This window comes from Micromonospora sp. RP3T, from assembly GCF_003027925.1.
GTDB lineage: Bacteria > Actinomycetota > Actinomycetes > Mycobacteriales > Micromonosporaceae > Micromonospora.
In genome coordinates, this window is the sequence record NZ_PYPS01000003.1 from 107177 (window position 1) to 130998 (window position 23822).

The window sequence follows — 23822 nt, forward strand, 5'->3', positions numbered from 1 at the left end:
TCGGCAGGGTCGCCGACCCTGCAAGGGAGGAGAAGGCCGGATGAGTGGTCCGCAGATCGTGTCCCGTGAGGACTGGCTGCGCGCGCGAATCGAGTTGCTCGACAAGGAGAAGGCGCTCACCGACGCGCGGGACGAAGTCTCGGCGGCTCGGCGGGCCCTGCCGATGACACCGGTCGAGAAGGACTACCGGTTTCGGTCCGCGTCGGGTGAGCAGAGCCTGCTCGACCTCTTCGAAGGGCGCCGGCAGCTCATCACGTACCACTTCATGTTCGATCCGAGCTGGGACGAGGGCTGCGTGAGCTGTTCGTTCCTCGTCGACAACGTGGCGCACCTCGGGCATCTGCATTCCCGCGACACGTCGTTCGCGGCCGTCTCCCGGGCGCCGGTGGAGAAGATCGAGAAGTTCAAGGCGCGAATGGGCTGGACGATCCCGTGGGTGTCCTCGTTCGGCACCGACTTCAACTACGACTTCAAGGTCACCGTGGACGAGTCCGTCGCCCCGGTCGAGTACAACTACAAAGACAAGGCGACGCTGGAGCGTGAGGGCCTTACCCACCACATGAGCGGTGAGCAGCACGGGCTGAGCGTCTTCTTCCGGGACGGCTCGAACGTCTTCCACACCTATTCCACGTACGGGCGAGGACCGGACATCGTGCTCGGCACCTACAACTACCTCGACTTCACGCCGCTGGGCCGGCAGGAGGTCGGCACCGGAATCATGCTGTTCAAGCACCATGACACGTACGAGTCAGCGGCGGACGGGCCCAGCTGCCACTGACCGGCTCGCTCCCGAACGGTTCGGGCGGGCCGATCCCGCCCGAACCTTCGACGGTGTCGGCCGCCTCCGGGGAGAGTGGGTTCCGTGCGGGCATGTGCAAACGTCGATGCATGCTGACGTTGCGGCTTCTCGGCCCGATGCAGGTGCATGCCGCTGGGGTTCGAGTGGACGCGGGTCCGCTTCGGCAACGGACGGTGCTCGCGGCGCTCGCGATCGATGCGGGACGGCCGGTGCAACCGGAGGCGCTGATCGATCGGGTCTGGGGGCAGGCGCCACCGCTACGGGCACGCCACACCCTGCACGTCTACGTGGCGCGGATCCGCAAGGTGCTCGCCGCGGCCAGCGACCTCAGCAGCTGTCCCGCCGCCCTGACCCATCGGTCGGGTGGCTACGTGCTGGAGGTGGATCCGGACGCTGTCGACGCGCACCGCTTCCAATCCCTGCTCGACCGTGCCCTGCCCGGCCGCGATCCGGTGCGGGAGCGTGCGGAGCTGCTGAGGGCCGCACTCGACCTGTGGCGTGATCGTCCGTTGGCCGACCTCTCCGGCGAGTGGGTCGAGCAGGTGCGGGAGCAGTGGCAGCAGAAGCGCATCATCGCGCTCACCTCCTGGTCGGCCGCGGCGGTGGAACTCGACACCCCGGAACTGGTGCTTCCCGAACTCCTCCAGGCCAGTGCCGACCATCCGCTGGTGGAGACCCTGGTGGCGGCGTTGATGCGGGCGTACGCCGCAGCCGGCCGCGGCGCGGAGGCGCTGTGCCACTACGCGGCGACCCGCCGATTGCTGGCGGAGCAACTGGGCACCGAGCCGGGACGGGAACTCCGGGCCCTGCACGGGAAGCTGCTGCGCGGCGACCTCGTGCCGGTGTCGTCGGTGTCGGCGCTGAGCCGCCCGCGACAAGCCGAGCCGGAGGGTCTCGGCGGCGGTGCGGCCGACCGGGCCCTCGACGGACTCACCCGGCCGGCGCAGGTGCCGCGCGCGGTGCCTCGCCTCGTCGGCCGGGAGGCCGAGCTGGCGACGCTCGACAGGGTGGTGGTCGGCCCGGCGGTGGTGGTCGTCTCGGGCATGGCAGGGGTGGGCAAGACGGCCCTGGTGGTGCACTGGGCCCACCGCGCCGCGCGTGAGTTCCCGGACGGGCAGCTCTACTGCGACTTCGGTGGGTTCGGTCCCGCCGAGGTGCCGGTCCCGCCCGAGGTGGCGCTGGGCGACTTCCTCCAGGCGCTCGGGGTGCCGTCCCCGCAGATGCCGATCGGGGTGGCGGCGCTGGCGGCCCTCTACCGCAGCCTGCTCGCCACCCGGCGCATGGTGGTCGTGTTGGACAACGCCCGTACCGCCGACCAGGTCCGCCCCCTGCTGCCCGCCGCCTCCCGGAGCGTGGTGCTGGTGACGAGCCGCGACTGTCTCACCGGCCTGGTGGCGGTCACGGCTGCTCAGCCGCTCGCTCTCGGCCCGCTTCCACCACCGGCCGCCCGCGCGCTGCTGGGCTCGCGGCTCGGGAACCGTCGCGGCACGACGACGGATGCGCTCGGCGACATCGTCGCCGCATGCGGCGGTCTTCCGCTCGCTCTGACGATCGCGGGCGCGCGCCTGGCCACCCGCCCCCTGCTGTCGGTGCCGCAGCTGGCCGCGGAACTGCTGGCCGCCGGGACACTCGACGCCCTCGACGGCGGCGACGCCCACACCGACGTCCGCACCGTCCTCTCCTGGTCCTACCGGACGCTGACGGATCGACCCGCACGGCTGTTCCGGCTGCTCGCGCTCCAGCCCTGGCAGGAGGTCACGGTGCCGGCCGCCGCCAGCGTGGCCGGGATGTCCCCGGCGCAGGCGGAGCGGGCATTGGCCACCCTCGCCCGCCTGCACCTGATCGACGAGTCAGCGCCTGGACGCTTCCGGCAGCACGACGTTCTCCACCGGTACGCCACCGAACTGCTGCACGCGAGCGAGACCGCCGCCGAGCGGAGCGCCGCGCGTGACCGGCTGCTGACGCACTACGCCGGCACTGCCGTCGCCGCCGCACGCCTGCTCGAACCGCACCGCGAGATGCCGCCGGTGCCGCCGGCCGGGCCGGACGTGTGCCCGGTCGTCCTGGACGACGTCGGTGCGGCCCGGCAATGGCTGGACACCAACCGGGCCGTACTGGTGAGCGCTGCGCGAGAGGCCCACGCGACCGGTGCCCACCCGGCGGCCGGGCTGATCGCCGCCGCTCTGGCCACCTATCTGCAGCGGCATGGGCACTGGCACGACCAGGCCACCGTCGCGCGCATCGCGCTGCGCGCGGCGGTATGCCTCGGTGACGGTGCGGCGCGTGCGCTCGCGCACCGGGGCACGGCACGCGCGTTGCTCCGCCTGCACCGCTACGCCGAAGCCGAGGTGCATCTGCGCCGTTCCCTGCGCCTGGACCGGCGCCTCGGTGACCCCCTGGGGCAGGCCCGGGCACTGAACGGTCTGGCTCTCGTGGCGCAGCGCCGCCGCCGCTACGCCGAAGCGCTCCGCCGCAACGGCGAGGGACTGGCCCTGTTCCTCGCCGCCGGCCACCTCAGCGGCGCCGCCTCCACGCTCAACGACATCGGCTGGCAACAGACCCTGCTCGGACGACACCGGCACGCTCTCTCCTCCTGCGAGCAGGCTCGGGTCTGGCTCGGCCGGCTCGGCGACACGCATGGTCAGGCATGCGCCTGGGACAGCCTGGGCCACATCCACGCCCGACTCGGCAGCCACGGCCTGGCGGCCCGGTGCTTCCGCCAGGCGGTGCAGCTGTTCCAGCCACTCGGCGATCGCTACCTGCAGGCGCAGGCTCTGATCAACAGCGGTGTCAACGAGATGGCGCGGGCGAGGCGTCACGATGCTGTCCGGTCGTGGCAGGAGGCGCTGGCGATCCTGGAGGGGCTGGGCAGCCCGGAGGCGCGAACCGTCCGGCGCCTGCTGGCGGACGGCGGCGCGACTCCCACCTGCCGTTGACTCAGGCAGGTGGCCGGGTGCCGTCGTGGGCCGGCGAGAGTGCGGCGTCGACCTGCGGATCACCGAGCACGGCCCGCGCCCGCCGCACCCCCTCGTCCAGGGCGCTCGCCAAGCCGGCCAGTTCGGCGCGCTGGTCCGCCGGCAACGCCCGCGCGGCGGCCCGCCGCAGGTCGAGCTCGGTCCGCGCGAGCCCCGCAGCCCGGTTGCAGTCGGCGTCCTGGATCGCGATGGCGATCTCTCGTTTCCGGTCCACCTTCTGCGACACCAGATGTTTCCGTAGCTCCTTGGGGTTCTCGTACCGAAGACCGTGCTGGGCCATGCACCGGCCCCACTCCCGCAGGGGCGCCTGTAGCCGCGGATCGGCGGCCACTGTCCGGGCGAGCGTCATGTTGATCCCCGACGGCAGAAAGGTCACCCGGGCCCAGGTGGTGACATCCCCGAACACGACAGCGTGCGCCCGGGCGGTGCAGCCCTCCACGGGATACCCCACCTCTCCGGCCCCCGGGACCCGCAACTGTGCCACCTTGTGCGACCGGCCGAACAACGCCTCGTCGAGGCGGGCGCCGCCGGAGGCGCGGGGCCGCTCTCCGGCGGAGCCGCGGCCCGCATCGGCCAGTCCGTACCCGTCACGCCGTCGACCTGCCACGTTCAGCGCGCGATCCTCGTCCGAGCCCGGTGGCGGGCGGTACACGAAACCGGACCAGGTGAGCCCGGCGGCGCGTACGCAGCGCTGCGTCGCCCGCTCGTCGGCCAGTTCGACGACGTAGTTCCGGTCGGGGTAGGCACCGGAGCTGGTGGCCAGGTCGATCGCGGCGGTCGCCAGTTCGGGTCCCGCCTCCGGAGGTTCGGTCACGGCCGCGGTGGTGGGGGTGGTCTGCGGCTGCCCCCCGCAGCCGGAGAGCACCCCCACCAGCAGGGCCGACAATGCCAGGAGCCGCATTCGGCGTGCCTCGCGCATCACCAGCCAGCCTTCCTCTTCAGCGTGAGCTCAGCGCGGCGAGCACCAGTGGACCGAGGAGACGATGTCCTCCCAGGAGCCGACCGGGCTCGGGCCGGGATCGGTGTTCATGTAGGCCCGGTAGGCCCCGAGCGCCATGGGCAGGTTGGTGCCCGCGTAACCGGGGTCCGTCCAGAGGTAGACCCAGCAGGTCCTGCCGTTGTTGAACGCCGAGGACGCCTTGTCGTTCGCGGTGCCGATACTGCTGTTGTCGTACTTCCCCTGCCAGCGCAGGCCGGTGAAGTTCCGGTCCCACCACAGGCAGACATGCTCGTCCGGGCAGTCTCCGCGGCCGTCCGCCTGGGCCGGCGCGGCGAACGCGGTTGCCGCCGCCGCGACGACGCCGAACATGACCGCCGCACGTTGCACGCTCTTCCGCATGGCTCTCCTCCGATCGTTGCGGTTCGTCTCTCCGGCGGTGCGGGCTGGGGTCCCGCGCCGCCGGCGGACACCAGCGTCGACGACCGGAGTCAACCGATTCCTTCAGAGCGCTCAAATACCCGGGTCACCGGCTCGCGACCGGCCCTCCTGCTCCGCCGCGGCGCGGGCAGGGCCGGCAGGCGTTCGACATTCGTCTGATCCGTCGCTCTTTGCTCCATCTGACGGTGACCGGTCCCGCCGGACGTATCAAACGCGCCGCCCCGCGCTCCTGAACAACGTCACCGCGTCGGCCGGGTAGGCGACAACGCCGGGTCGGCGGTCCCTCGACGATGGGAGAAGCCTGTCATGGGCAACGTAGGAAGACGTGTCCGTCGCTCGGCGCTGGCCGTGCTCACCGGCACCGCGCTGGCCGCCCTGCTGGCGGTCACCACGGCCGCCGCCGCGCCGGTCGAGGCGCGGCAGGACAAGGCGGCGGCGGCCCGCACCGACGTCTACATCCGGGACGTCGCCGCCGACGTCGGCGTCCAGCCCCACTCGTACAACCCGCTGTGGGCCAGCCCCGACATCAAGGTCTGCCCGACCGCCGTCGAGTGCGCCGTCAGCCAGAACCCGATCGTCGGCGTCACCAACTACCTCTTCGTCAAGCTGCGTAACCCCGGCCCGTACGGCACCGGCACCAGCAGCGGCGTGCTGCGGGTCTACCGGACGACGCCGGGTGGCGGTGCCGTCTGGCCGACGCACTGGACCCAGATCGGCGCGATGAGCGTGACCGCCTTCGCCGGCACCACGACCGTGACGATCCCGTGGACCGGAGTGCCCGGACCGGGTCACTTCTGCCTGCTGGCCAGATGGGTGTCCGCCACCGACCCGATGACCTTCGAAGGGCCGGACATCAGCACCAACACCCGGAACAACAACAACATCGCCTGGCGCAACGTCGACTCGGTGCGGCTCGTCGCGGGCGGGACGCCGGTCGTACGGCCGTTCGCCATCGGCAACTCGCTCCGGGTGCCGACCAGGAACGACCTGGTCTTCACGCAGCCGGGGGAGCCGATCCAGGACATCGGCGGCCGGGTCGTCGTCGACCTCGGGCCGACTCTGTTCGAGCGGTGGCAGGCCGGCGGCAAGGTCGGCACCGGCGTACGTGAGGTCGGCAAGAACCAACTGGAGGTCGTCGAACCGGCGAAGGCCAGCCTCGGCAACCTGCTGCTGGAACCGGGTGAGCGGGTCGAGTTCTCCCTCACCTTCGCGGCCGCGGTCCCCTCGGACAAGGAGTTCACGCTCGACGTGACCCAGTTCGGCCCGGACACGAGCGGGGCGGAACGGACCGACCTCGGTGGGGTGGAGTACCTGATCGGCGTCGGGCGGCAGTAGCCCGGCCACCGGCGGGGGTCGCGGGCCTGGGCACCCGCGGCCCCCGCGCGCTCGCCGGGACGGTCCGGGTGTCCCGGCGAGCGCCGCCGTTCCGGGCGACGGGGCCGGTCGCGGAGCCGTCGCGGTTGTTGGCGGCGGCGCCGGCGGTGGGTCAGCGCAGCGAGACCCAGGTGGTGGCCACCACGTAGCCGCCGGTGTGGGCGCGCAGCCGGACCGGGCCGGGCGGGGGAGCGCCCAGCGAGAAGAAGCCGACCGCGTCGACCGGCGCCTCCGCGTACGTGCCCGAGGCGGTCTGCGCGGACACCCGCCCACCCCGGGGCGGGGAGAGCTGACCGACGATGCCGGCGTCGGACACCTCGATCTCCAGCGCCACCACGGCACTGCGGAACGACAGCGTGCGCGTCGACCCGGCCGACCGGGTCAGCGCCGGGGCCGTGTCGCACGCCGAGTCGAACATCAGCTCGGCGAGCGCCACCTCCTGGTCGACGTCTCGCCAGGCGAACGCCGCCCGCGCGGCGGTCAGGAACTCCTCCGGGACCGACCCGGATTCCCGCAGCGCCGCACCCAGCTCGGCGGTCAGGGCCGCGTCATCGGCCGGCGGCAACGGCTCCATCGCGCTCACCTCCGTTCGTCCGGGTCGCGGTCGTGCCGAGGAACGGGGCGAGCGCCGGGCAGTCCCGTAGCCGGCGCAGGCACCGGGCCTGGGTCGGCCCGATGCTGCCGACGGGCACGCTCAGCCGTTCGGCGACCTCCCGGTAGCTGGCCGGCGGGTCGGCGGTCAACAGGGCCAGCAGCTGCTGGCAGCGCGGCGGCAACTGCGCGAAGCCCTCCCGCAGTGCCTGCCGCCGCTCCGCGCGGAGCAGCTCCTCGTCCGGGGCCGCCACGTCCGTCGTGCGGGAGAAGCCATGGTACGCGTCCAGCGCGTCGTCGTACGGGTCGAAGAGCTGGGTGCGACGGCCGAGGCGGGACAGGCGGTAGCACTCGCGTCGGGCCGTGGTCGCCAACCAGGAGGCGAGGGCCTGCGGATCGCGTACCCGGCTCAGCTGCTCGACGAGACGCAACCAGACGGTCTGGTTGACGTCGGCGGCGTCGGCGCGGCTCAGGTCGTACGACCGGATCACCGAGTAGACGAGCGGGGTGTACCGGTGGACCAGCTCCACCCACGCCGACTCGTCCCCGCCGGCCGCGGCGGCCACCAGGCCGGTCGTGCTCGGGTCGGTCACGGCGACGCCGTCCGTCGGCCGGCGCGGCACCGCTCCGCCGCCCGCGACCGCTCGTTCCCGCCGCCTCGCCGCGCCCGCCGCCGGCCGGGGCCACCGCCCGGTGCTGCTGGTTCGTTCGCGTCCCGCGCGCTCATCCGACGAGTACGCCGTAGTCGGGGTGCCAGCGCGGCGCGGCGAGCAGCGTCAGCCGGGCCGCGTCGGCGCTCAGGCCGCCGGCGGTCATCAGCGCGGCGAGCCGACCGGAGACGTGCGCCGTGGCGAACGAGGTGCCCGCCCAGGCGGCGAAGCCGTGGAACACCCGCGTCGGCCGGCCCGGCAGCGGCAATTGCCCCTCGACGTACGTGCTGTGGCGCTCGCCGACCGCGCAGACGTCGACCCATGGCCCGTACCCGCTGTAGGTGGCCGGTGCCACGCCACCGGCGCCCTGGCTGACCGCCGCCACCGCGACGACCCGGCCCAGCGCGGCGGGCCAGGTCGGCCGGCTGGTGCCGGCGTTGCCCGCCGCCGCGACCACGGCGCTCGTCGCGGGTAGCGCGGCCACCGCGTTGGCCAGGGGCAGCGACGGCTGGTCGTCCTGGGTGAACCCGCCCAGGGACAGGTTGACCACGGACACCGCCGGCGCGAGTCGGGCCGTCGCGGCCACCACCGACGCCTCGTCGCCGACGCCGGTGGCGGTCAGTGCCTGCTCCGGGTCGACCCGGACCCCCGGCGCGGCCTGCCGCACCACTCCGGCGACGAAGGTGCCGTGCCCGCCCTGCGGGGCGAGCACGTCGGTGTGCACGTAGAGCGGGTCCTCGTCGTCGACCTCCGGCAGGTACGCCCCGCCGAGCCACTGCGGGTGGTAGCCGCCGGCCTGCCGCCAGATGCCGGTGTCGCAGATCCCGACCGTCACTCCGGCGCCCTCACCCAGCCGGGCCGGGTCGGGCGGCGACAGCGCGGCGACCGTTGCGGGCGGACCGCCCGGGTTGCCCATGATGTTGCCGAGGCCCAGCAGCACGTGGTGCGGCTGCACCTTCGGCGCCGGCTGCCCCGGCCACTGCTGGGGGTCGCGCAGCTTGGTCACGAGCGTGGGGACGTCGGTCTCCCGGTCGAAGAGCAGCCGGGTGACCCCGGCGAAGCCGTCGCCCGCGACCACCACGTGGCCGAGGGCACGCAGCCGGGCGGTGACCCGCTGGGCGTCGGCGTCGGCGGTGAGCAGCTGCCGTGGCCGGTAGAGGAACTCCCGGCCCGGCGTGGTGTGCCGGCGGACGTTCTTGTCGGCGGCCAGCGCCTCGTCGAAGGCGCGCTGGTAGGCGGCGTCGTCCGCGCCGTCGGCGCGGGCCGGGGCGGCACCGGACCCGGCGGCGAACGACGCCGCGGCGGCCAGCGCGGACGCGGCCAGTAGCCGCCGTCGGGACAGTTGGCCGGCCGGGCGCGGCGCGGCGGGATGGTCAGGCGACACGGGTCCTCCATGCGGTCGGCAGAAGCGTCCGCCAATGGCCGGCGTGAGCCACGTTTCCCGGGTGCCGTCGATTCTTCCAAAGCATAGGCGGATGTCAATGACGTTAAGGGCTGGTGCGGATTCCCGACAGGCCCGCGCAGACATTGACGGTTGGGCATTGGTTCGGGGACTCTTTGGGCATGCCCGACAGCACCGGTTCCGGTGCCGGCACGGCCCAGGCGGCGCTCGACGCCGTCCAGCGCTACCCGCGCGAGGCGATCGCGATCGCCCAGCGGGTGCTGGCCGCCGGACCTGCGGCCGGGGCCGACGAGCGCTCCACCGCCGAGCGGGCCGTCGGTCTGGCCCTGCGGGAGCTCAACGACCTGCCCGGCGCGCTGCGCCACCTGCGCCGGGCGGTCCGGGCCGCCGGCACGCCCCGGACCCGGGCATTGGCCCGGATGAGCCTGGGCTACGTGTTGGCCAACGCCGGGCAGACCGCCGCGGCGCTGCGCGCGGTGACCGCCGCGCTGCCGCAACTCGTCGGCGCCGACGCGGGACGGGCCCGGATGCAGCGGGGCGTGGTGCTGCACTACCGGGGTCGCTACGACGAGGCGGTACGCGACTACGGCCTGGCCGTCGACATCGCCCTGCGTGAGGGTGACCTGTTGCTGGAGGCGCGGGCGCGCAACAACCGAGGGCTGCTCAACGCCCACCGGGGCGCCGCCGGCGGCACCGACGACGACCTGTCCCGCGCGGCCGCCGCCTTCCAACGGCTGGGCCTGGACCTCGCCGCGGCCGACGCCCGATGGAACCGCGGCATCGCGGCCGGCCAGCGTGGCGACATCGCCGGCGCGCTGCGCTGCTTCGCCACCGTCGACGAGGAGTACCGGCGGCTCGCTGTACCCCGGCCGGCGCTGCTGCTGGACCGCGTCGAGCTGCTGCTGTCGGTGCCGCTGGTCGACGAGGCGGTGGTGGTCGCGACAGCGGCCGTCCGGGAACTGGGACGCCGGGGCATGGCCTCCGACCTCGCCGAGGCGCTGCTGGCCCGGGCCCGCGCGGCGCTGCTCGCCGCGGACCTGGACACCGCGACCGAGGCCGCCGCCGCGGCCCGGGCCCGGTTCCGTCGCCAGGGCCGGCCCACCTGGGCCGTCTTCGCCCGGCACGTCGAGCTGCGCGCCGAGTACCGTCGCGGCACCCGCTCGGCGCCCCTGCTCACCGCCATGGCGCGTACCGCCGACCAGCTCGACGCCGCCGGGTGGCCGGGTCCGGCGCTGACCACCCGGATCGAGGCCGGCCTGGTGGCCGCCGCACTGGGGCGGCCGGGCCGGGCCCGGAACCTGCTGGCGGTGGCCGCCCGGGCCCGCCGTCGGGGCACCGCCGACCGGCGGGCGCAGGGCTGGTACGCCGTGGCCCTGTCACGCCGGCTCGGCGGGGACGAGCCCGGGGCCGCCCGGGCGCTGCGCCGCGGGCTGGCCGTGCTGGACCGGCACCGCATGTCGCTCGGCGCCACGGAGCTGCGTGCCCACAGCGGAGCGTACGGTCAGGAACTGGCGGCCGAGGGCCTCGACATCGCGGTCCGGGCGGGCGCGCCGGCGCGGGTCCTGGCGTGGGCGGAGCGGTGGCGGGCCAATGCGCTGCGGGCCCGGCCGGCCCGGCCCCCGGCCGACCCCGACCTGGTGGCGGCGCTCGCTGAACTCCGACTGGTCAGTGGCCTGCTCGAGAACGAGGTGCTGGCCGGCCGTCCGGCAACCGCCCTGCGCGGCCGGCAGGCCCGGCTGGAGCAGCGCATCCGGGACCTGGCCCGGCGGGTGCCCGGTGGGGGCGTCGTGCTGGCCCCGCCGGGGGTGGGCGCGCTGGCCGCGCGGCTCGGCTCCCGGGTGCTGGTCGAGCTGGTGGCCCACGGCGACCGGATCCGGGCGGTGCTGGTCCGCGACGGCCGGGCGAGCCTGCACGACCTGGGCCCGCTCGCCGCCGCTGTGGACCTGGCCCGCCGGCACCGGTTCGCCCTGCGCCGGCTGGTCACCACCGGCGACGAGGCCGCCGCGCGGGCGGGGGCCGGCCACGCCGCGACCGCCCTGGACCGGCTGCTGTTCGCCCCGCTGCGGTCGCGGCTGGCCGACCGGTCCCTGGTGATCGTCCCGGTCGGGGCGCTGCACGCGGTGCCCTGGTCGGCGCTGCCCACCTGCGCGGGGCGTCCGGTGACCGTCGCCCCCTCGGCCACCGCCTGGCTCGGCGCGGACCGGCGGGAGCTGCCGACCGGGCCGCCGGTCCTGGCCGCCGGCCCGCGCCTGCCGGCCGGGCACCTCGAGGTGTGCCGGCTCGCCCAGGTCCTGCCCGGGGCACGGCGGCTCACCGGGTCCGACGCCACCGCCGCGGCGTTGACCGCCGCGCTGGACGGGGCGGGGCTGGTGCACATCGCCGCCCATGGCACGTTCCGCGCGGACAACCCGCAGTTCTCCACCCTGGAACTGGCCGACGGGCCGCTGTTCGCCCACGAGTGGGAGGCGGTCGCCCGGCCGCCCGGCTGCGTGGTGCTCTCCGCCTGCGACTCCGGCCTGACCGGGCTGCGCCCCGGCGACGAGGTCATGGGGTTCACCGCGGTGCTCCTGGCGCTCGGCACCCGGTGCCTGATCGCGACCGTGCTGCCCGTGCCGGCCGAGCCCACCACGGCACTGATGCTGGACCTGCACGCGCGGATGCGGGCGGGTGCCGGCCCGGCGCGAGCCCTCGCCGACGCGCAGCGGATGTTCGGTGCGGCAGGCGACGGTCCCGCCCGGGCCACCGCGGCGGCGTTCGTCTGCTTCGGCGCCGGCTGATCGGGGCGGGAACGGTCGCTCGGCCCGCCGTGGTCAGCCGCAGCGTGCGTCGTCGGCTGCGCCGACCGATCGTCGCCGCCCCGTGGCGAGACGGGCTCGGGCAACTATCCGACACTCCCCTTCACCGCTGCATCTCAATCTTGAGGATTGGGTGATGCATCGGTCCTGGCTGCCATCGCTCGTGGCCGCCGTCTTCGCGTGCGCGGTCGCTGCTGTCCCGTTGAGCGGCACAGCGCCCGCGTCCGCCGCGTCCGCCGCGTCGGTTGCTCCGGCTCCGGCTCCGGCGATCTTCGTGAGCTTTACGCCGAACCACCACATCCCCGGGAACTGGACGGAGGATGGCAGCCCCGGGGTTTCTCCCGCAATCGACACCGAGATGGGAGTCTGTGCCCGAGGAGTCGGGCGGTCCTGGACGGGAGATGACGGGCGACTGTTCGCCCTGGTCTGGTGGGCCTGCCCCGAGGACGTTGCGCGCTACCTTGCTGATCAGACGTTCGCCGATCGGCTTCGGATGGGTCGCACCTCCGGCGTAGAGAGCTATCTCGGCGGTGCGGACGTGGTGTTTCCGTTCGGTGACCATGGAGCAGTCCGCAGATGGGTGCAAGGCTCGTACCTGACCCAACTCACACTTCGGTGCGTGACCGAGGTGTTCGCAAACTGTGCGCCGTTGACTGGCCCGCCCGCGCGGGCCATCGCGGCCGAACTGCCTGGCGAGCCGCTGGTCACGTCCTTGGTGCCCGCTTTCACCAAGATTGTTTCGGCGGTGCTGGCGGGGTGGATCATGATCATCGGAGTGGTGACGTTCATCGGGTGGGTCATAAGGCCGAGGTTTGACCCGGGCCCAGCCGACGGTCGTCTGATCGCTGTCGATGGAAAGGCTCGAGCCCTGAGGTGGCGGCACCGCGGCCAGCGGTCCGCCCACATGGTCGCGGTGCTGGCGGCACTGTTTCTTCTCAGCGCACTACTGAACCATCAGGACGGCCCGGTGGCGCTCGTCGCGCGCCTCGGTGCGTTCATGCTGCTCGGTGCGATAGCCGTCGGGATTCATGTCGGCTGCCGGCACCCGGCAACCGGGCGGCCGATCCCGATCCGGCAGCGGCTTCGGATCGCGCGTACCTCGCCGCGGCGCCTCGCCGGGGCGGTGGCAGCAGTGCTGCTGACGGTGGCCTTGTCCACCCTGCCGGTGCTCGGGATCCTCGTACTCATGGTCCTGGGGATCATCGTGCACGCGCCTGCCGCACATCTGCCGGAGGACTTTGCTCGGTTGCTCTTTGTCGGCCTCTTGGCGCTCATGGTGGCTCTGGCCATCTCTTGCGACCGGCTCGCGCGGCGGCTGCGGATGCGCAACGCACACGAGGTGATCGACGCGGACCACCGCAAGCCCATCCTCTACCTGCGTAATTTCGGCGACGACCGGCAGAAGCTGCCCATCTCCGCGCTGAGCCGCAGCGGCATGTGGCAGGTGTCGACGGGATGGCTGAACCCGGTCCGACGCGGTCGGTTCGAGGAGATACTCGCCCGGGCGCTGTTCCCGTTCGGGCCAGTCATCGCCGTGGACCAGCCGAATGTCAGGTTCTCCAAGCTTGGCGCAGCCAAGACTCGCCTGCCCCATGAGGGCTGGCTTGAGCAGGTGACGACGTGGGCGATGGAGGCGCACGCGGTGGTCGTGTCCGCAACTCCCGACGAGCTGCGTGACGGCTTGCGCAGCGAACTCAGGATGATCGCCAGTGCCCTGCCTCATGGCCGCGTGGTCCTCGTTCTCGGCCCGCGGCGGAGGAAAGCTGTCCTGCATGCCGCGGTAGATCGATTTCTGCGGGAAGTGCGCGACTATCCGCTTTTCGCCGAGCTGGCCAAGTGGCCCGTCGCTGACGGAACGTTGATCCTGGTGCATCTGCCTCAGTACGGCTGGGGGAGATGGCAGGGCTGGTCCGCGCGTCGTCGTACCGCCTGGACCTACACCGCCGCCATACACGAAGCGATGTCCGTGGCCGACAGCGTATGGCAGACGACGGCCGAGCCCTCCCCGGCCGACGATCACGCGTTGAGCGGCCAGCCGGGCAGTCTGGACCGATGACGAGGCCGCCAGTCGTGCATGCGGTGGTGCGGGGCACGCGACGGTAGCCGTTGCCCGAGCCCACCCGGCCCGCGGATTCCGTGGCCGGCAGTCGGTAACCGGACTGTGCCGGCCGCCGGCCGGGGCGCATCGTGGGAGCTGGACACCCCTGCTGGAGGTTGCTCGGAGAGGGAGGCCGTCATGGAGCTGAACCGGCGGTTGGCGCAGGACCCACCGGACCGCAGCGCGAGCGAGGTGATCGGCCCCCGTCTGCTGGGCCGGGTGTACCGGCCGGACCCGCGGGACTGGTCGCTGCCGCGGCTCATGGAGATCGCCGAGCCGCCGGAGGAGATCCGGCAGCGGACCATCGAGCAGGTGCTGAGCGAGACCACCTACTTCACCGACTGGCGGGCGTACCTGGTCTTCTGGCGCTGGCTGAAGAAGCAGGCCGGCGGGACCCCACCCGCGCCGGGCCCGACGCCGGCCGGTGACGCGGCCCCGGCCTGGCAGCTGCCGATCCAGTTGGACCAGGGCGACACCGGGCACTGTGTGGGCTTCGGCTGGACGGGTTGGGTGGACGCCACGCCGGTGCCGGGGGAGTTCCAGAACGCCGACGCGCACGCGTTGTACTACGAGTGCAAGGTGATCGACGGCGAGCCGCGGGCGGAGAACGGCTCGACCGTCCGGTCCGGGGCGCTGGCGCTGCGCGACCGGGGCCGGCTCGCGGCGTTCGCGTTCGCCGACTCGCTGGCCGAGATCGACCAGTGGATCGACACCCAGGGCTCGGTGGTGGTCGGCACCAACTGGACGGACGACATGTTCCACCCGGACGCCGACGGCTACGTGCGGCCGACCGGCAGGGTGGCCGGCGGGCACTGCTACGTGATGCTGGACCGGCTGGACTCCGAGCAGGCGTACCTGTTCCAGAACTCGTGGGGGAGCGGCTGGGGCCAGCACGGCCGCTTCAAGATCAAGTGTGCGGACTTCGCGGGCCTGCTCGCCGCCGACGGTGAGGCCTGCTGCGCCGCCGAGCTGCCGCACTGACCCGACGTCCGCCACGGACCGGGCTGCCTCCCCTCGACCACGGTCATGCCTGCGGCGGGCGCACCTCGACGATCATCTCCGTCTCGCAGCAGATGTCCAGCGTCAGCGCGGCGACGGTGACCGCCGACCGGGCGTGCCGCCCGCGCTCGCCGTAGAGGTCCATGAGCAGGTCCGAGCAGCCCTCGGCGACCACCGACGGCTTGTTGAAGCCGGGTTCGCCGTAGACGTACGCGTTGATCTTGACGATCCGGACCACGTCGTCCAGGTCACCGATCTCCTGGCGCAGCGAGGAGAGCAGCGCGAGCGCGTTGTAGCGGGTCGCCGCCCGCGCCTCGGCGACGCCGATGGCCACGCCGACCGGGCCCTTGAAGGGGTAGCCCCCCTCGTGGAACGGACCGTGGCCGGCGAGGTACACGAGGTTGCCGGTGCGGACCGCGCGGACCCGGCGGGTGCCCGGCTTCTCCGGCAGCACCGGCAGCTCCAGGCCCAGCTCCGCGATCTTCTTCTCGATCTCCATGTCGCTGCTCCTCAGTTCCCGTCCCAGAAGACGATGCGTTTGCGGGCCAGCTCGATCAGCTTCGTCATGCCGATGCCCATCAGCCCGAGCAGGATGAGGATCGCGAAGACGGTGGCGATGTCGAGCCGGAAGTTGGCCTGGAGGATCAGCACGCCCAGCCCCATCTGGCCGCTGACGAACTCGCTGACGATCGCGGCGATGACCGCGTAGACCGCGGCGATCTCCAGGCCGGCGAAGATGAACGGCAGGGCGCTGGGCACGATCACCAGGCGGATGGTGAGCGCCCGGCCCGCGCGGAGCGAGCGCATGAGTTCGAGCCGCTCGGCCGGCACCGAACGCATCCCCGACACGGTGTTCACGAAGATCGGAAAGAACGTGACGAGGACCGCCAGCGCGACCTTCGACTCGATGCCGAAGCCCAGCCAGACCACCATCAGCGGGGCGATCGCGATCTTCGGTACCGCCTCGATCATGACGATGTACGGGCGGATGATCGCCTGCGCGGTGGGGGAGATGGCGACCAGGCCGCCCAGCAGGAGGCCGATGACGACGCCCCCGCCGAACCCGAGCAGCACCTCCTGGAGCGTGCGCCAGAAGTGCGGGTAGAAACTGGCCGGGCCGGTCTGCGCGAGCCCGCGCCAGAGCGACTGCACGACGCTGAGCGGGGTGGGGACGAGCACCGAGTTGACCTGGGTGACCCGGACCGCGACCTCCCAGCCGACGATGATCAGCACCAGGGACACCGGGAACCAGAGTCGCGCGGTGAGGCGGCGCTCGGCCGGCTCCGCGCCGCCGGGGAGTTTGCGGGCGGACAGGACTTTCTCCGACACTGCCATGCGTCACTCCGGTCGGTCGAGAAGCTGACGGATCTGGTTGGTGTACGCGCCGAAGTCCGCCGAGCCGGTGACCTCGAGTTCGCGCGGCCGGGGCAGGGTGACGTCGACGATCTCGCGGATCGTGCCGGGGCGTCCGGTCATCACGATGATCCGGTCGGAGAGGAACACCGCCTCGGCGATGCTGTGCGTGACCAGCAGGATGGTCTTGCCGGTCTGCTGCCGGACGCGCTCCACCTCGAGGTTCATCTGGTCCCGGGTCATCGCGTCCAGCGCCCCGAACGGCTCGTCGAGCAGCAGCAGCCGGGGATCCTGCAACAGCGAGCGGGCCAGCGCGGCCCGTTGCTGCATGCCGCCGGAGAGTTCGCCGGGGTACTTCTCGGCGAATCCGTCCAGCCCGACCATCTCGATCAGGGCCCGGGCCCGGGGCCGGACGTCCCGGAACCGGCGGCCGGCCACGATCCCGGGCAGGGCGACGTTCTGTTCGACGGTCCGCCACGGCAGCAGCACCGCCTGCTGGAACATCAGGCCCACGTCGGTTCCCGGTCCGGCGCCGGCGGCGTTGATGTCCACCGTGCCCCCGGTCTCGCCGGTCAGGCCGGCGACGATGCGCAGGAGGGTCGACTTGCCGCACCCGGACGGGCCGAGGATGGAGACGAACTCCCCCTCGGCCACGTCGAACGACACGTCCGCCAAGGCGACGACCGGGGTGCCGGTCCGGGTGCCGTACACCTTGGACAGGCCCCGGGCCGACACCACCGGCGTCCGGGTCACGAGGTCGGCCACGACGTCGCCTTCGCCTGGACCGCCGCCGCGTCGATCGCGCCGATCTTGGCGGCCACGTCGTTGGTGTAGAACGCCGAGACGTCCTTGACCTTGTCCTGGACGCCGAGGAACTGGACGTACGCCTGCCACGACTCCGCGGTGAACTGGCCGTACGGCTTCTCCGCCGAGCCGTCGTCCTCGATCACGTCGATCCGGCGTTTGAGCACCGGAAGCGCGGCCTGCATGGCCTTGGCCCGGTCGCCGGTGGGGGCGAACTGCGGGTACTGCTCCCAGTGGATGCGGATGGCCGCCTCCGGGTTCGCCTTGGCGAAGAGCACGGACTTGGTGTAGGCGCGGGCGTATCCCGCCGCCGCCTCGGGGTTCTCGGTCAGCCAGGCGTTGCGGGCCAGCAGCCCGGCGCCGAAGAGGTCCGCGGTCACGCCGGGCTTGTCCAGGTAGCGGAACTGGTATCCGGCGGCCTCCAGCGCGGCGTACCGGACGTCGTTGATGACCAGCGCGTCGATGTCGCCCTTCTTGAGCGACTCGGCCGCCGCCGCCTCGGTGCCGACGGCGACGAAGTCGACCGAGGCGGGGTCGACGCCGGCGGCGCGCAGGCCGGCCTTGGCGAAGAGTTCGAAACTGCCGCCCAGGGAGGCCAGGCCGATGGTGGCGTCCTTCAGGTCGGCGAAGGACCGGACCGGGCTGTCCGGCAGGACCGTCGCGTCGAAGAGGAACTTCGGCGCGACCTCGTAGAAGTACCGCAGATCCAGGTTGCGCCCGTCCGCGGCGGCCTGCACCAGCACGTCCGGGCTGGGCGCGGAGATGTCGGCCTGGCCGGCGGCGAGCAGTTGCAGGCAGGCGCCGGTGCCACCGGCGACGGGCAGCATCTCGAGGGAGATCTTCTCCTCGGCGAAGTAGCCGAGCTTCTCGCCGATCCAGAACGGGGCACCGCTGGCGGCGAGCGTCTCGGCGCAGTAGACGTAGCGGACCTTGCTGACTCCGTTCGCGTCGGCGCCGCCGCCCGCGCCGTCGTCGCCGCACCCGGTGGCGGAGAGCGCCACGGCGAGCACGCCGGCGAGGAACAACCGCTTTCTGATCATCCGACTACCTCCACGACCGTTCCGGATGGGCCCCCGACTGTGATGTTCCGTTTGGTGGAACATTGTTTCTATAGACGATGAAGCTAGGAGTGGTCGGGATCGCTGTCAAGACATCGCCCGGACGGCGGCGGCAAAGTCGGCCATCTGTGCCAGCGCGTCGTCGCCGCTGATCCGACCGGCGAACTTGACCACCAGATCGGTCACCCCCACCTCGGTCTCCAGTCGTCGCACCCAGTCGACGCAGGTGGCGAGATCACCCACCACGTACCGGTCGGCCAGCCGGCTCGCGAAGTCACCGACGCTGGCCTGGGTCACCATGGGATTGCCGCGCAGCAGGTGCAGTTCGTGCGAGACGCGCAGGTACTCCTCGGCGTCCCGCCGGGCCCGCGCGTCCGTCTCGCCCAGCACCACGTGTCGGACCAGGGGCCGGAACGCGGCCGGTGGCCGACCCGAGGCGGCCCGGTGCTGGTCCACTGTCGTGAAGCCCCGGACGACCTCGTCCACGGTGAGCGCCGCGTCCGGGAACCAGGCCTCGCCGTGGCGGGCCGCCCGGCGCATCGCGGCGACCGACCGGCCGCCGACCCAGACCGGGACCGGCCAGGCGGGACGGGGGGAGAGCGTGAAGTCGGCCAGGGTGCGGTCGTCGTCCCGGTAGGAGACGGACTCCTGGTGCCAGAGCCGGTCCATCAGGGCCAGGTGGCGGTCGGTGACGGCGCCCCGCCGGCGGGCGTTGGCGCCCAGCGCGGCGAACTCCGGTTCGTCCCAGCCGATGCCCGCGCCGAGCACCGCCCGGCCCTCGCTGAGGTTGCTCAGCAGCGCGAACTCCCCGGCCAGCCGGACCGGGTCGGCCAGCGGCAGGATCAGGATGTTCGTGCCGAGCCGGACCCGCTCGGTCCGGGCCGCGACCGCGGCCAGCACCAGCTGCGGCGAGGGCCAGTAGGTGGGGTAGCCGTGGTGCTCGCCGAGCCAGACCGAGTCGTACCCCATCGCCTCGGCGGCGACCGCCTGGGCGACGGTGCGGCGCACGTCCGACCCGCCCTCGGGCAGCCGGACCCCGAGCCGGAGCCTAGCCACGGTCCACCGCCGGGTAGCCGGCCCGGTCGAACACCCGCATGTCGTGGCCGGGGAGCACCACGTCGGCGTGTTCGGCCAACCGGTCGAAGGACCGGTAGTAGTCCGCCAGGTTCACGTGGGTCCGGGACGGGACCACCCGGTAGGGCCCGGCGCCCCGCCAGTTCTCGAACTGGGCGCAGTGGTCCCCGGCGAGGGCGTACCGGCCGGCGGCGGTGTCCACCACCAGGGCGGTCATGCCGGGCGTGTGCCCCGGGATGTGCAGCAACCGCAGGCCGGGACGGAGCGTGACGTCGCCCTCGATCAGCCGGGTCCGGTCCATGGTGGCCAGCCAGCGGGGGGTGAAGCCGAGCGCCGGCGCCTCGTAGGCGGCCTGGTGCACCGGGTACGGCGCGATGGCGTACGCGACCTCGCTGCGCTGCACCACGAACTCCGCGTTCGGGAACAGGTGGTTGTTGCCGCAGTGGTCGTAGTGCAGGTGGCTGAGCACGACCGTCCGGACCGCGGCCGGGTCGACACCGGCGGCGGCGAGCGCGGCGGCCGGTTCCTCCTCGGCGGTGCGCTCGAACGGCCGGTGGTGCCGGGTCACCCACTCCGCGTCCGGCGAGCCGGTGTCCAGGACCGTGACGTCGCCGTCGTCGTCCCGGATCACCCAGATGATGTGCGGGCTCTCCACCGTCTCCCCGGGGTGCTGCCCCCAGAGCAGGTCGGCCCGCCGGATGCCGGGGGCGCGGCCCACCCGTACCGGCACGATCTGCGATGTCATCGTCCTCCCGCCCCGACGGGCCACCCGTCGATCGCTCACCGTCGGACCGGTTGGTGGAACACCATTCCGGAGAGCGGTACCGTAACAGCGCGTGAGAGCGAAGCCCAGCGCTGGCGGATCGCCATTTCCTCTCCTTGACCAGCGGGTCCGGCACTCGGTACGGTTCGAGGAACGACGTTCCTTCTAACGGAACGACTGGACGACGGGAGTGGGCCGGGTGGGTGGTCAGGAGTCGCGGAGCCGGCGGGCGCTGGACGGTGTCCGGGTGCTCGACGTGTCGACGATCCTGGCGGGTCCGTTGACCTGTCAGATCCTCGGCGACTTCGGCGCCGACGTGATCAAGATCGAACACCCGCGGCACGGGGACGGCATGCGGGGGCACGGCCTCAGCAAGGACGGCGTCGGCCTCTGGTGGAAGATGATCGGCCGCAACAAGCGGACCGTCGGGCTCTACCTGGGCGACCCGGAGGGCCAGGAGATCTTCCGGGAGCTGGTCCGCACCGCCGACGTGGTGGTGGAGAACTTCCGCCCCGGCACGCTGGAACGCTGGGGCCTGGGCTGGACGGACCTGCGGGCGCTCAACCCCGCGCTGGTGCTGCTGCGGGTCACCGGCTTCGGGCAGACCGGCCCGTACGCCGCCCGCCCCGGCTTCGGCACCCTCGCCGAGTCGATGAGCGGCTTCGCCCACCTGACCGGGTCGCCGGACGGGCCGCCGATGCTGCCCGCCTTCGGGCTGGCCGACTCCATCGCCGGGATCACCGGCGCGGCGGCGGTGCTGACCGCCCTCTACGCGCGGGCCACCGGCGACGGCACCGGCCAGGAGATCGACCTCGACATCCTGGAACCGATCATGACGGCGGTCGGCCCGAGCGTCATCTACGTCGACCAGCTCGGCGTGGTCCAGCAGCGGACCGGCAACCGTTCGCTGAACAACGCCCCGCGCAACACCTACCGGACCGCCGACGGGCACTGGGTGGCCATCTCCACCTCGGCGAACTCCATCGCCGAGCGGGTGCTGACCCTGGTCGGGCACGCCGAGGTGATCGGCGAGGAGTGGTTCGCCACCGGCGCCGGCCGGGCGCGGCACGCCGACCTGCTCGACGGGTACGTGGCCGACTGGATCGGCGCGCGGACCCGGTCCGAGGTGATCGATTCGTTCACCGCCGCCGGGGCCGCCGTCGCGCCGGTGTACGCGCCTGACGAACTCCTGGCCGACCCGCAGGTCAGGGCGCTGGAGATGATCACCCAGGTGCCCGATCCGGACCTGGGTCGGATCCGGATGCAGAACGTGCTGTTCCGGATGAGCGCCACCCCCGGTGAGATCCGCTTCACCGGGCGGGGCGTGGGGGCCGACACCGACGAGGTGCTCGGCGACGAACTGGGCATCGGCGCGGAACGACTCGCCGAGCTGCGAGACCGGGGAGTGCTGCGATGACCGTGGAGACCATCGGAAGCGAGCGGCGCGGCGACGTCCTGCTCGCCGCCGTCGAGGCGGGCGTCCGGGTCTTCGACCTGGGCCGGCCGTTGCGCATCGGCATGCCCCAGTCGCCGAACCACCCGCCGTTCTGGCACACCCTGCCGCGCCGGCACGGCGACAGTTACCGGGCCGACGGGATGTCCGCCGCCAACGACCTCATCTCGCTGGGCACCCACGTCGGCACGCACATCGACGCCCTCGCGCACGTCTCCGTCGACGGCCGGTTGCACGACGGCGCCGACGCGATGCGGGCACAGACCGGCGGCGGCTTCACCACCGGGGCGATCGACGAACTGCCCCCGCTGGTGGGTCGCGGGGTGCTGCTCGACGTGCCGGCCGCGCTCGGGGTGCCCGCCCTCGACCCGGCGTACGAGATCACGCCCGCCGACCTGGACGCCACCGTCGCCCGGCAGGGCACCCCGGTGGGACCGGGCGACGTGGTCCTGGTGCGCAGCGGCTGGGGCCGCCGCTACGACGACCGGGAGGCATACATCGGACACGCGACCGGGGTGCCCGGCGTCGGCGAGGCCGGGGCCCGGTGGATCGCCGCCCGCGACGTGCGGCTGGCCGGTGCGGACACCATCGCCTTCGAACGTCTCGCCGCCGGGTCCGGACACGCCCTGCTGCCGGCGCACCGGGTGCTGCTCGCCGAACACGGCATCAACCTCATCGAGGCGATGGCCCTGGAGGAACTGGCCGGGTCCGGGGTGCGGGAGTTCACACTCGTCCTGGCGCACCTGAACATTGTCGGCGCGACCGGGAGCCCGGTCCGCCCGCTCGCCCTGGTCGTGTCCGGATGACCGCCACGTCGCCGGCGGCCACCCTGGGCGGGCAGCTCGCCGCGTTCGCCGCGACCCACGGCCCGGCCGGCGTTCCCCTGCCCCCGCCGGTGGTGCGCAGCGTCGCCCAACGGGTGCTGGACGTCCTGGGCATCGCGGTCGCCGCCACCGCACTGCCCACCAGCGCGGCCGTGCTCGACCTGGTCGCCGAGCGGGGCGGCCGGCCGGACGCCCGGGTGGTGGGGCTGCGCCAGCGGGTGCCGGCCAGCGAGGCGGCGTTCGCCCACGGTGTGCTCGCCCACTCGCTCGACTACGACGACACCCACCTGCCGTCGGTGCTGCACCCCAGCGCCAGCGTGGTCCCGGCGGCGCTGGCCGTCGCCGAGCCGACCCGGGCCACCGGCGCGGAGGTGGTCGCCGCCATCGCGGTCGGCCTGGAGATCTGCGTACGGGTCGGGATGGCCGGTTACGACGCGGCCACCGGGGCGAACCGGTACTTCGACCGGGGACAGCACGCCACCTCGATGTGCGGGGCGGTGGGCTCGGCCGCCGCCGCCGCGAAACTGCTCGGTCTCTCCGCCGACGGCGTGCTGCACGCCATGGGCATCGCGGCCAGCATGGCGTCCGGGATCATCGAGAGCAACCGCACCGGCGGCACCGTCAAGCGGATGCACTGCGGCTGGGCCGCGCACGCCGGCGTGTACGCCGCGCAGCTCGCCCAACGCGGGATCACCGGGCCGGCGACCCTGCTGGAGGGGCGCTTCGGCTTCTTCCAGGCGTTCCTCGGCGGCGAGTTCGACGCCGGGGCGGTCACCGACGGGCTCGGTCAACGGTGGGAGGTGCCGGGGATCTTCTTCAAGCCGTACCCGGCGAACCACTTCACGCACGCCGGCATCGACGCCGCGCTGGCGTTGCGGGACGCCGGCCTGCGCCCGGACGACGTGGCCAGCGTCGAACTGGCCGTGCCGACCGCCACCGTCCGCACCATCGGCGAGCCCCTCGACGTCAAGCAGGCCCCGGAGACCGGTTACCAGGCGCAGTTCTCCGGCCCGTACACGGTCGCGGCCGCGCTGCTCGGCGGCGGTGGCGGTCTGGGTCTGGGCTTGGACGACTTCACCGACGACCTGGCCCGTGACCCGGTCCGGCGGCGGCTGATGAGCCGGGTCACCGTGGTCGCCGACCCGCGCTGCGACGAGATCTTCCCGCACCAGTTCCCGGCCGTGCTGCGGGTGCGCACCACCGACGGCCGGCTGCTCGAGGAGGCCGTGCTCGCCAACCGGGGCGGTTCGCGCCGCCCGCTCACCGACGACGAGGTCGCCGGCAAGTTCCGCGACAACGCCGGTCGGGTGTTGCCGCCGGAGCGGGTGACCGCGATCGCCCGCGCCGCCCGGGCGTTGCCCGACGCGGCCTCGGTGGATGACCTGCTCAGCCCGCTGATGTTCGAGAACGGTATTCCGCTGTGAGGAACTAC

The 23822-nt window shown here is 73.1% G+C and carries 20 protein-coding genes; 9 read left to right on the top strand and 11 right to left on the bottom strand.

Features of this window, described 5'->3' with window-relative positions; all coding sequences use genetic code 11:
* The first annotated feature begins 40 nt into the window (after positions 1–40).
* Positions 41–778 (top strand): DUF899 domain-containing protein, encoded by a 738-nt coding sequence (locus C8054_RS03925; protein ID WP_107155324.1) that lies wholly within the window; start codon positions 41–43, stop codon positions 776–778.
* A gap of 137 nt (positions 779–915) precedes the next feature.
* The gene (locus C8054_RS03930) at positions 916–3735 is read left to right on the top strand and encodes a BTAD domain-containing putative transcriptional regulator (RefSeq protein WP_255562943.1); all 2820 of its coding nucleotides are present in this window, start codon (positions 916–918) and stop codon (positions 3733–3735) included.
* Between the two features lies 1 nt (position 3736).
* Here C8054_RS03930 and C8054_RS03935 read toward each other — a convergent pair whose 3' ends face one another.
* Both C8054_RS03935 and C8054_RS03940 read right to left on the bottom strand, forming a co-directional pair.
* The gene (locus tag C8054_RS03935; protein WP_107155326.1) at positions 3737–4675 is read right to left on the bottom strand and encodes a hypothetical protein; all 939 of its coding nucleotides are present in this window, start codon (positions 4673–4675) and stop codon (positions 3737–3739) included.
* Positions 4676–4723: 48 nt separating this feature from the next.
* Positions 4724–5113 (bottom strand): peptidase inhibitor family I36 protein, encoded by a 390-nt coding sequence (locus C8054_RS03940; protein WP_107155327.1) that lies wholly within the window; start codon positions 5111–5113, stop codon positions 4724–4726.
* A 345-nt stretch (positions 5114–5458) separates the two neighbouring features.
* On the opposite strand from C8054_RS03940, the gene C8054_RS03945 reads away from it, so the two are divergent.
* Positions 5459–6487, top strand: coding sequence for a hypothetical protein (locus C8054_RS03945; protein ID WP_146179857.1), 1029 nt, complete (start codon positions 5459–5461; stop codon positions 6485–6487).
* Positions 6488–6638: 151 nt separating this feature from the next.
* On the opposite strand, the gene C8054_RS03950 is transcribed toward C8054_RS03945, so the two are convergent.
* From C8054_RS03950 to C8054_RS03960, 3 genes are all read right to left on the bottom strand, one after another.
* Positions 6639–7100, bottom strand: a complete 462-nt coding sequence (locus C8054_RS03950; protein ID WP_107155329.1) for a hypothetical protein — start codon at positions 7098–7100, stop codon at positions 6639–6641.
* Positions 7075–7710 (bottom strand): RNA polymerase sigma factor, encoded by a 636-nt coding sequence (locus tag C8054_RS03955; protein ID WP_107155437.1) that lies wholly within the window; start codon positions 7708–7710, stop codon positions 7075–7077. The genes C8054_RS03950 and C8054_RS03955 overlap by 26 nt, the downstream gene beginning before the upstream one ends.
* Positions 7711–7840: 130 nt before the next feature.
* On the bottom strand, positions 7841–9151 hold the full coding sequence (locus tag C8054_RS03960; RefSeq protein ID WP_233219485.1) for a S8/S53 family peptidase: 1311 nt from the start codon (positions 9149–9151) through the stop codon (positions 7841–7843).
* A gap of 179 nt (positions 9152–9330) precedes the next feature.
* Here C8054_RS03960 and C8054_RS03965 point away from each other — a divergent pair, with 179 nt between their 5' ends.
* The 3 genes from C8054_RS03965 to C8054_RS03975 all read left to right on the top strand — a co-directional run bounded on the left by C8054_RS03965 (position 9331) and on the right by C8054_RS03975 (position 15043).
* Positions 9331–11946: a CHAT domain-containing protein gene (locus C8054_RS03965; RefSeq protein WP_107155331.1), complete on the top strand. Its 2616-nt coding sequence runs from the start codon at positions 9331–9333 to the stop codon at positions 11944–11946.
* 637 nt (positions 11947–12583) lie between these two features.
* Positions 12584–14020, top strand: a complete 1437-nt coding sequence (locus C8054_RS03970; protein ID WP_146179858.1) for a hypothetical protein — start codon at positions 12584–12586, stop codon at positions 14018–14020.
* Between the two features lie 180 nt (positions 14021–14200).
* Positions 14201–15043 carry a hypothetical protein gene (locus C8054_RS03975; protein ID WP_107155333.1) on the top strand — a complete coding sequence of 281 codons (843 nt, stop codon included), beginning with the start codon at positions 14201–14203 and terminating at the stop codon, positions 15041–15043.
* Between the two features lie 43 nt (positions 15044–15086).
* Here C8054_RS03975 and C8054_RS03980 read toward each other — a convergent pair whose 3' ends face one another.
* The 6 genes from C8054_RS03980 to C8054_RS04005 all read right to left on the bottom strand — a co-directional run bounded on the left by C8054_RS03980 (position 15087) and on the right by C8054_RS04005 (position 20095).
* Complete coding sequence (locus tag C8054_RS03980; protein ID WP_107155334.1) at positions 15087–15560, bottom strand: RidA family protein; 474 nt, start codon at positions 15558–15560, stop codon at positions 15087–15089.
* An 11-nt stretch (positions 15561–15571) separates the two neighbouring features.
* Positions 15572–16396 carry an ABC transporter permease gene (locus C8054_RS03985; RefSeq protein ID WP_107155335.1) on the bottom strand — a complete coding sequence of 275 codons (825 nt, stop codon included), beginning with the start codon at positions 16394–16396 and terminating at the stop codon, positions 15572–15574.
* Positions 16397–16399: 3 nt separating this feature from the next.
* The gene (locus C8054_RS03990) at positions 16400–17179 is read right to left on the bottom strand and encodes an ABC transporter ATP-binding protein (protein WP_199199519.1); all 780 of its coding nucleotides are present in this window, start codon (positions 17177–17179) and stop codon (positions 16400–16402) included.
* Positions 17164–18258 (bottom strand): ABC transporter substrate-binding protein, encoded by a 1095-nt coding sequence (locus C8054_RS03995; RefSeq protein ID WP_158273801.1) that lies wholly within the window; start codon positions 18256–18258, stop codon positions 17164–17166. Before C8054_RS03995 ends, C8054_RS03990 begins: the two co-directional genes overlap by 16 nt.
* A gap of 105 nt (positions 18259–18363) precedes the next feature.
* Positions 18364–19332 carry an LLM class flavin-dependent oxidoreductase gene (locus C8054_RS04000; RefSeq protein ID WP_107155337.1) on the bottom strand — a complete coding sequence of 323 codons (969 nt, stop codon included), beginning with the start codon at positions 19330–19332 and terminating at the stop codon, positions 18364–18366.
* Positions 19325–20095 (bottom strand): N-acyl homoserine lactonase family protein, encoded by a 771-nt coding sequence (locus tag C8054_RS04005; protein WP_107155338.1) that lies wholly within the window; start codon positions 20093–20095, stop codon positions 19325–19327. The genes C8054_RS04000 and C8054_RS04005 overlap by 8 nt, the downstream gene beginning before the upstream one ends.
* 217 nt (positions 20096–20312) lie before the next feature.
* Here C8054_RS04005 and C8054_RS04010 point away from each other — a divergent pair, with 217 nt between their 5' ends.
* From C8054_RS04010 to C8054_RS04020, 3 genes are read left to right on the top strand one after another with little or no spacing between them, the layout of a single operon-like run.
* Positions 20313–21530 (top strand): CaiB/BaiF CoA-transferase family protein, encoded by a 1218-nt coding sequence (locus tag C8054_RS04010; RefSeq protein ID WP_107155439.1) that lies wholly within the window; start codon positions 20313–20315, stop codon positions 21528–21530.
* On the top strand, positions 21527–22372 hold the full coding sequence (locus C8054_RS04015) for a cyclase family protein (protein WP_233219486.1): 846 nt from the start codon (positions 21527–21529) through the stop codon (positions 22370–22372). The genes C8054_RS04010 and C8054_RS04015 overlap by 4 nt, the downstream gene beginning before the upstream one ends.
* Positions 22369–23814: an MmgE/PrpD family protein gene (locus C8054_RS04020; RefSeq protein ID WP_107155339.1), complete on the top strand. Its 1446-nt coding sequence runs from the start codon at positions 22369–22371 to the stop codon at positions 23812–23814. The genes C8054_RS04015 and C8054_RS04020 overlap by 4 nt, the downstream gene beginning before the upstream one ends.
* Positions 23815–23822: the final 8 nt, after the last annotated feature.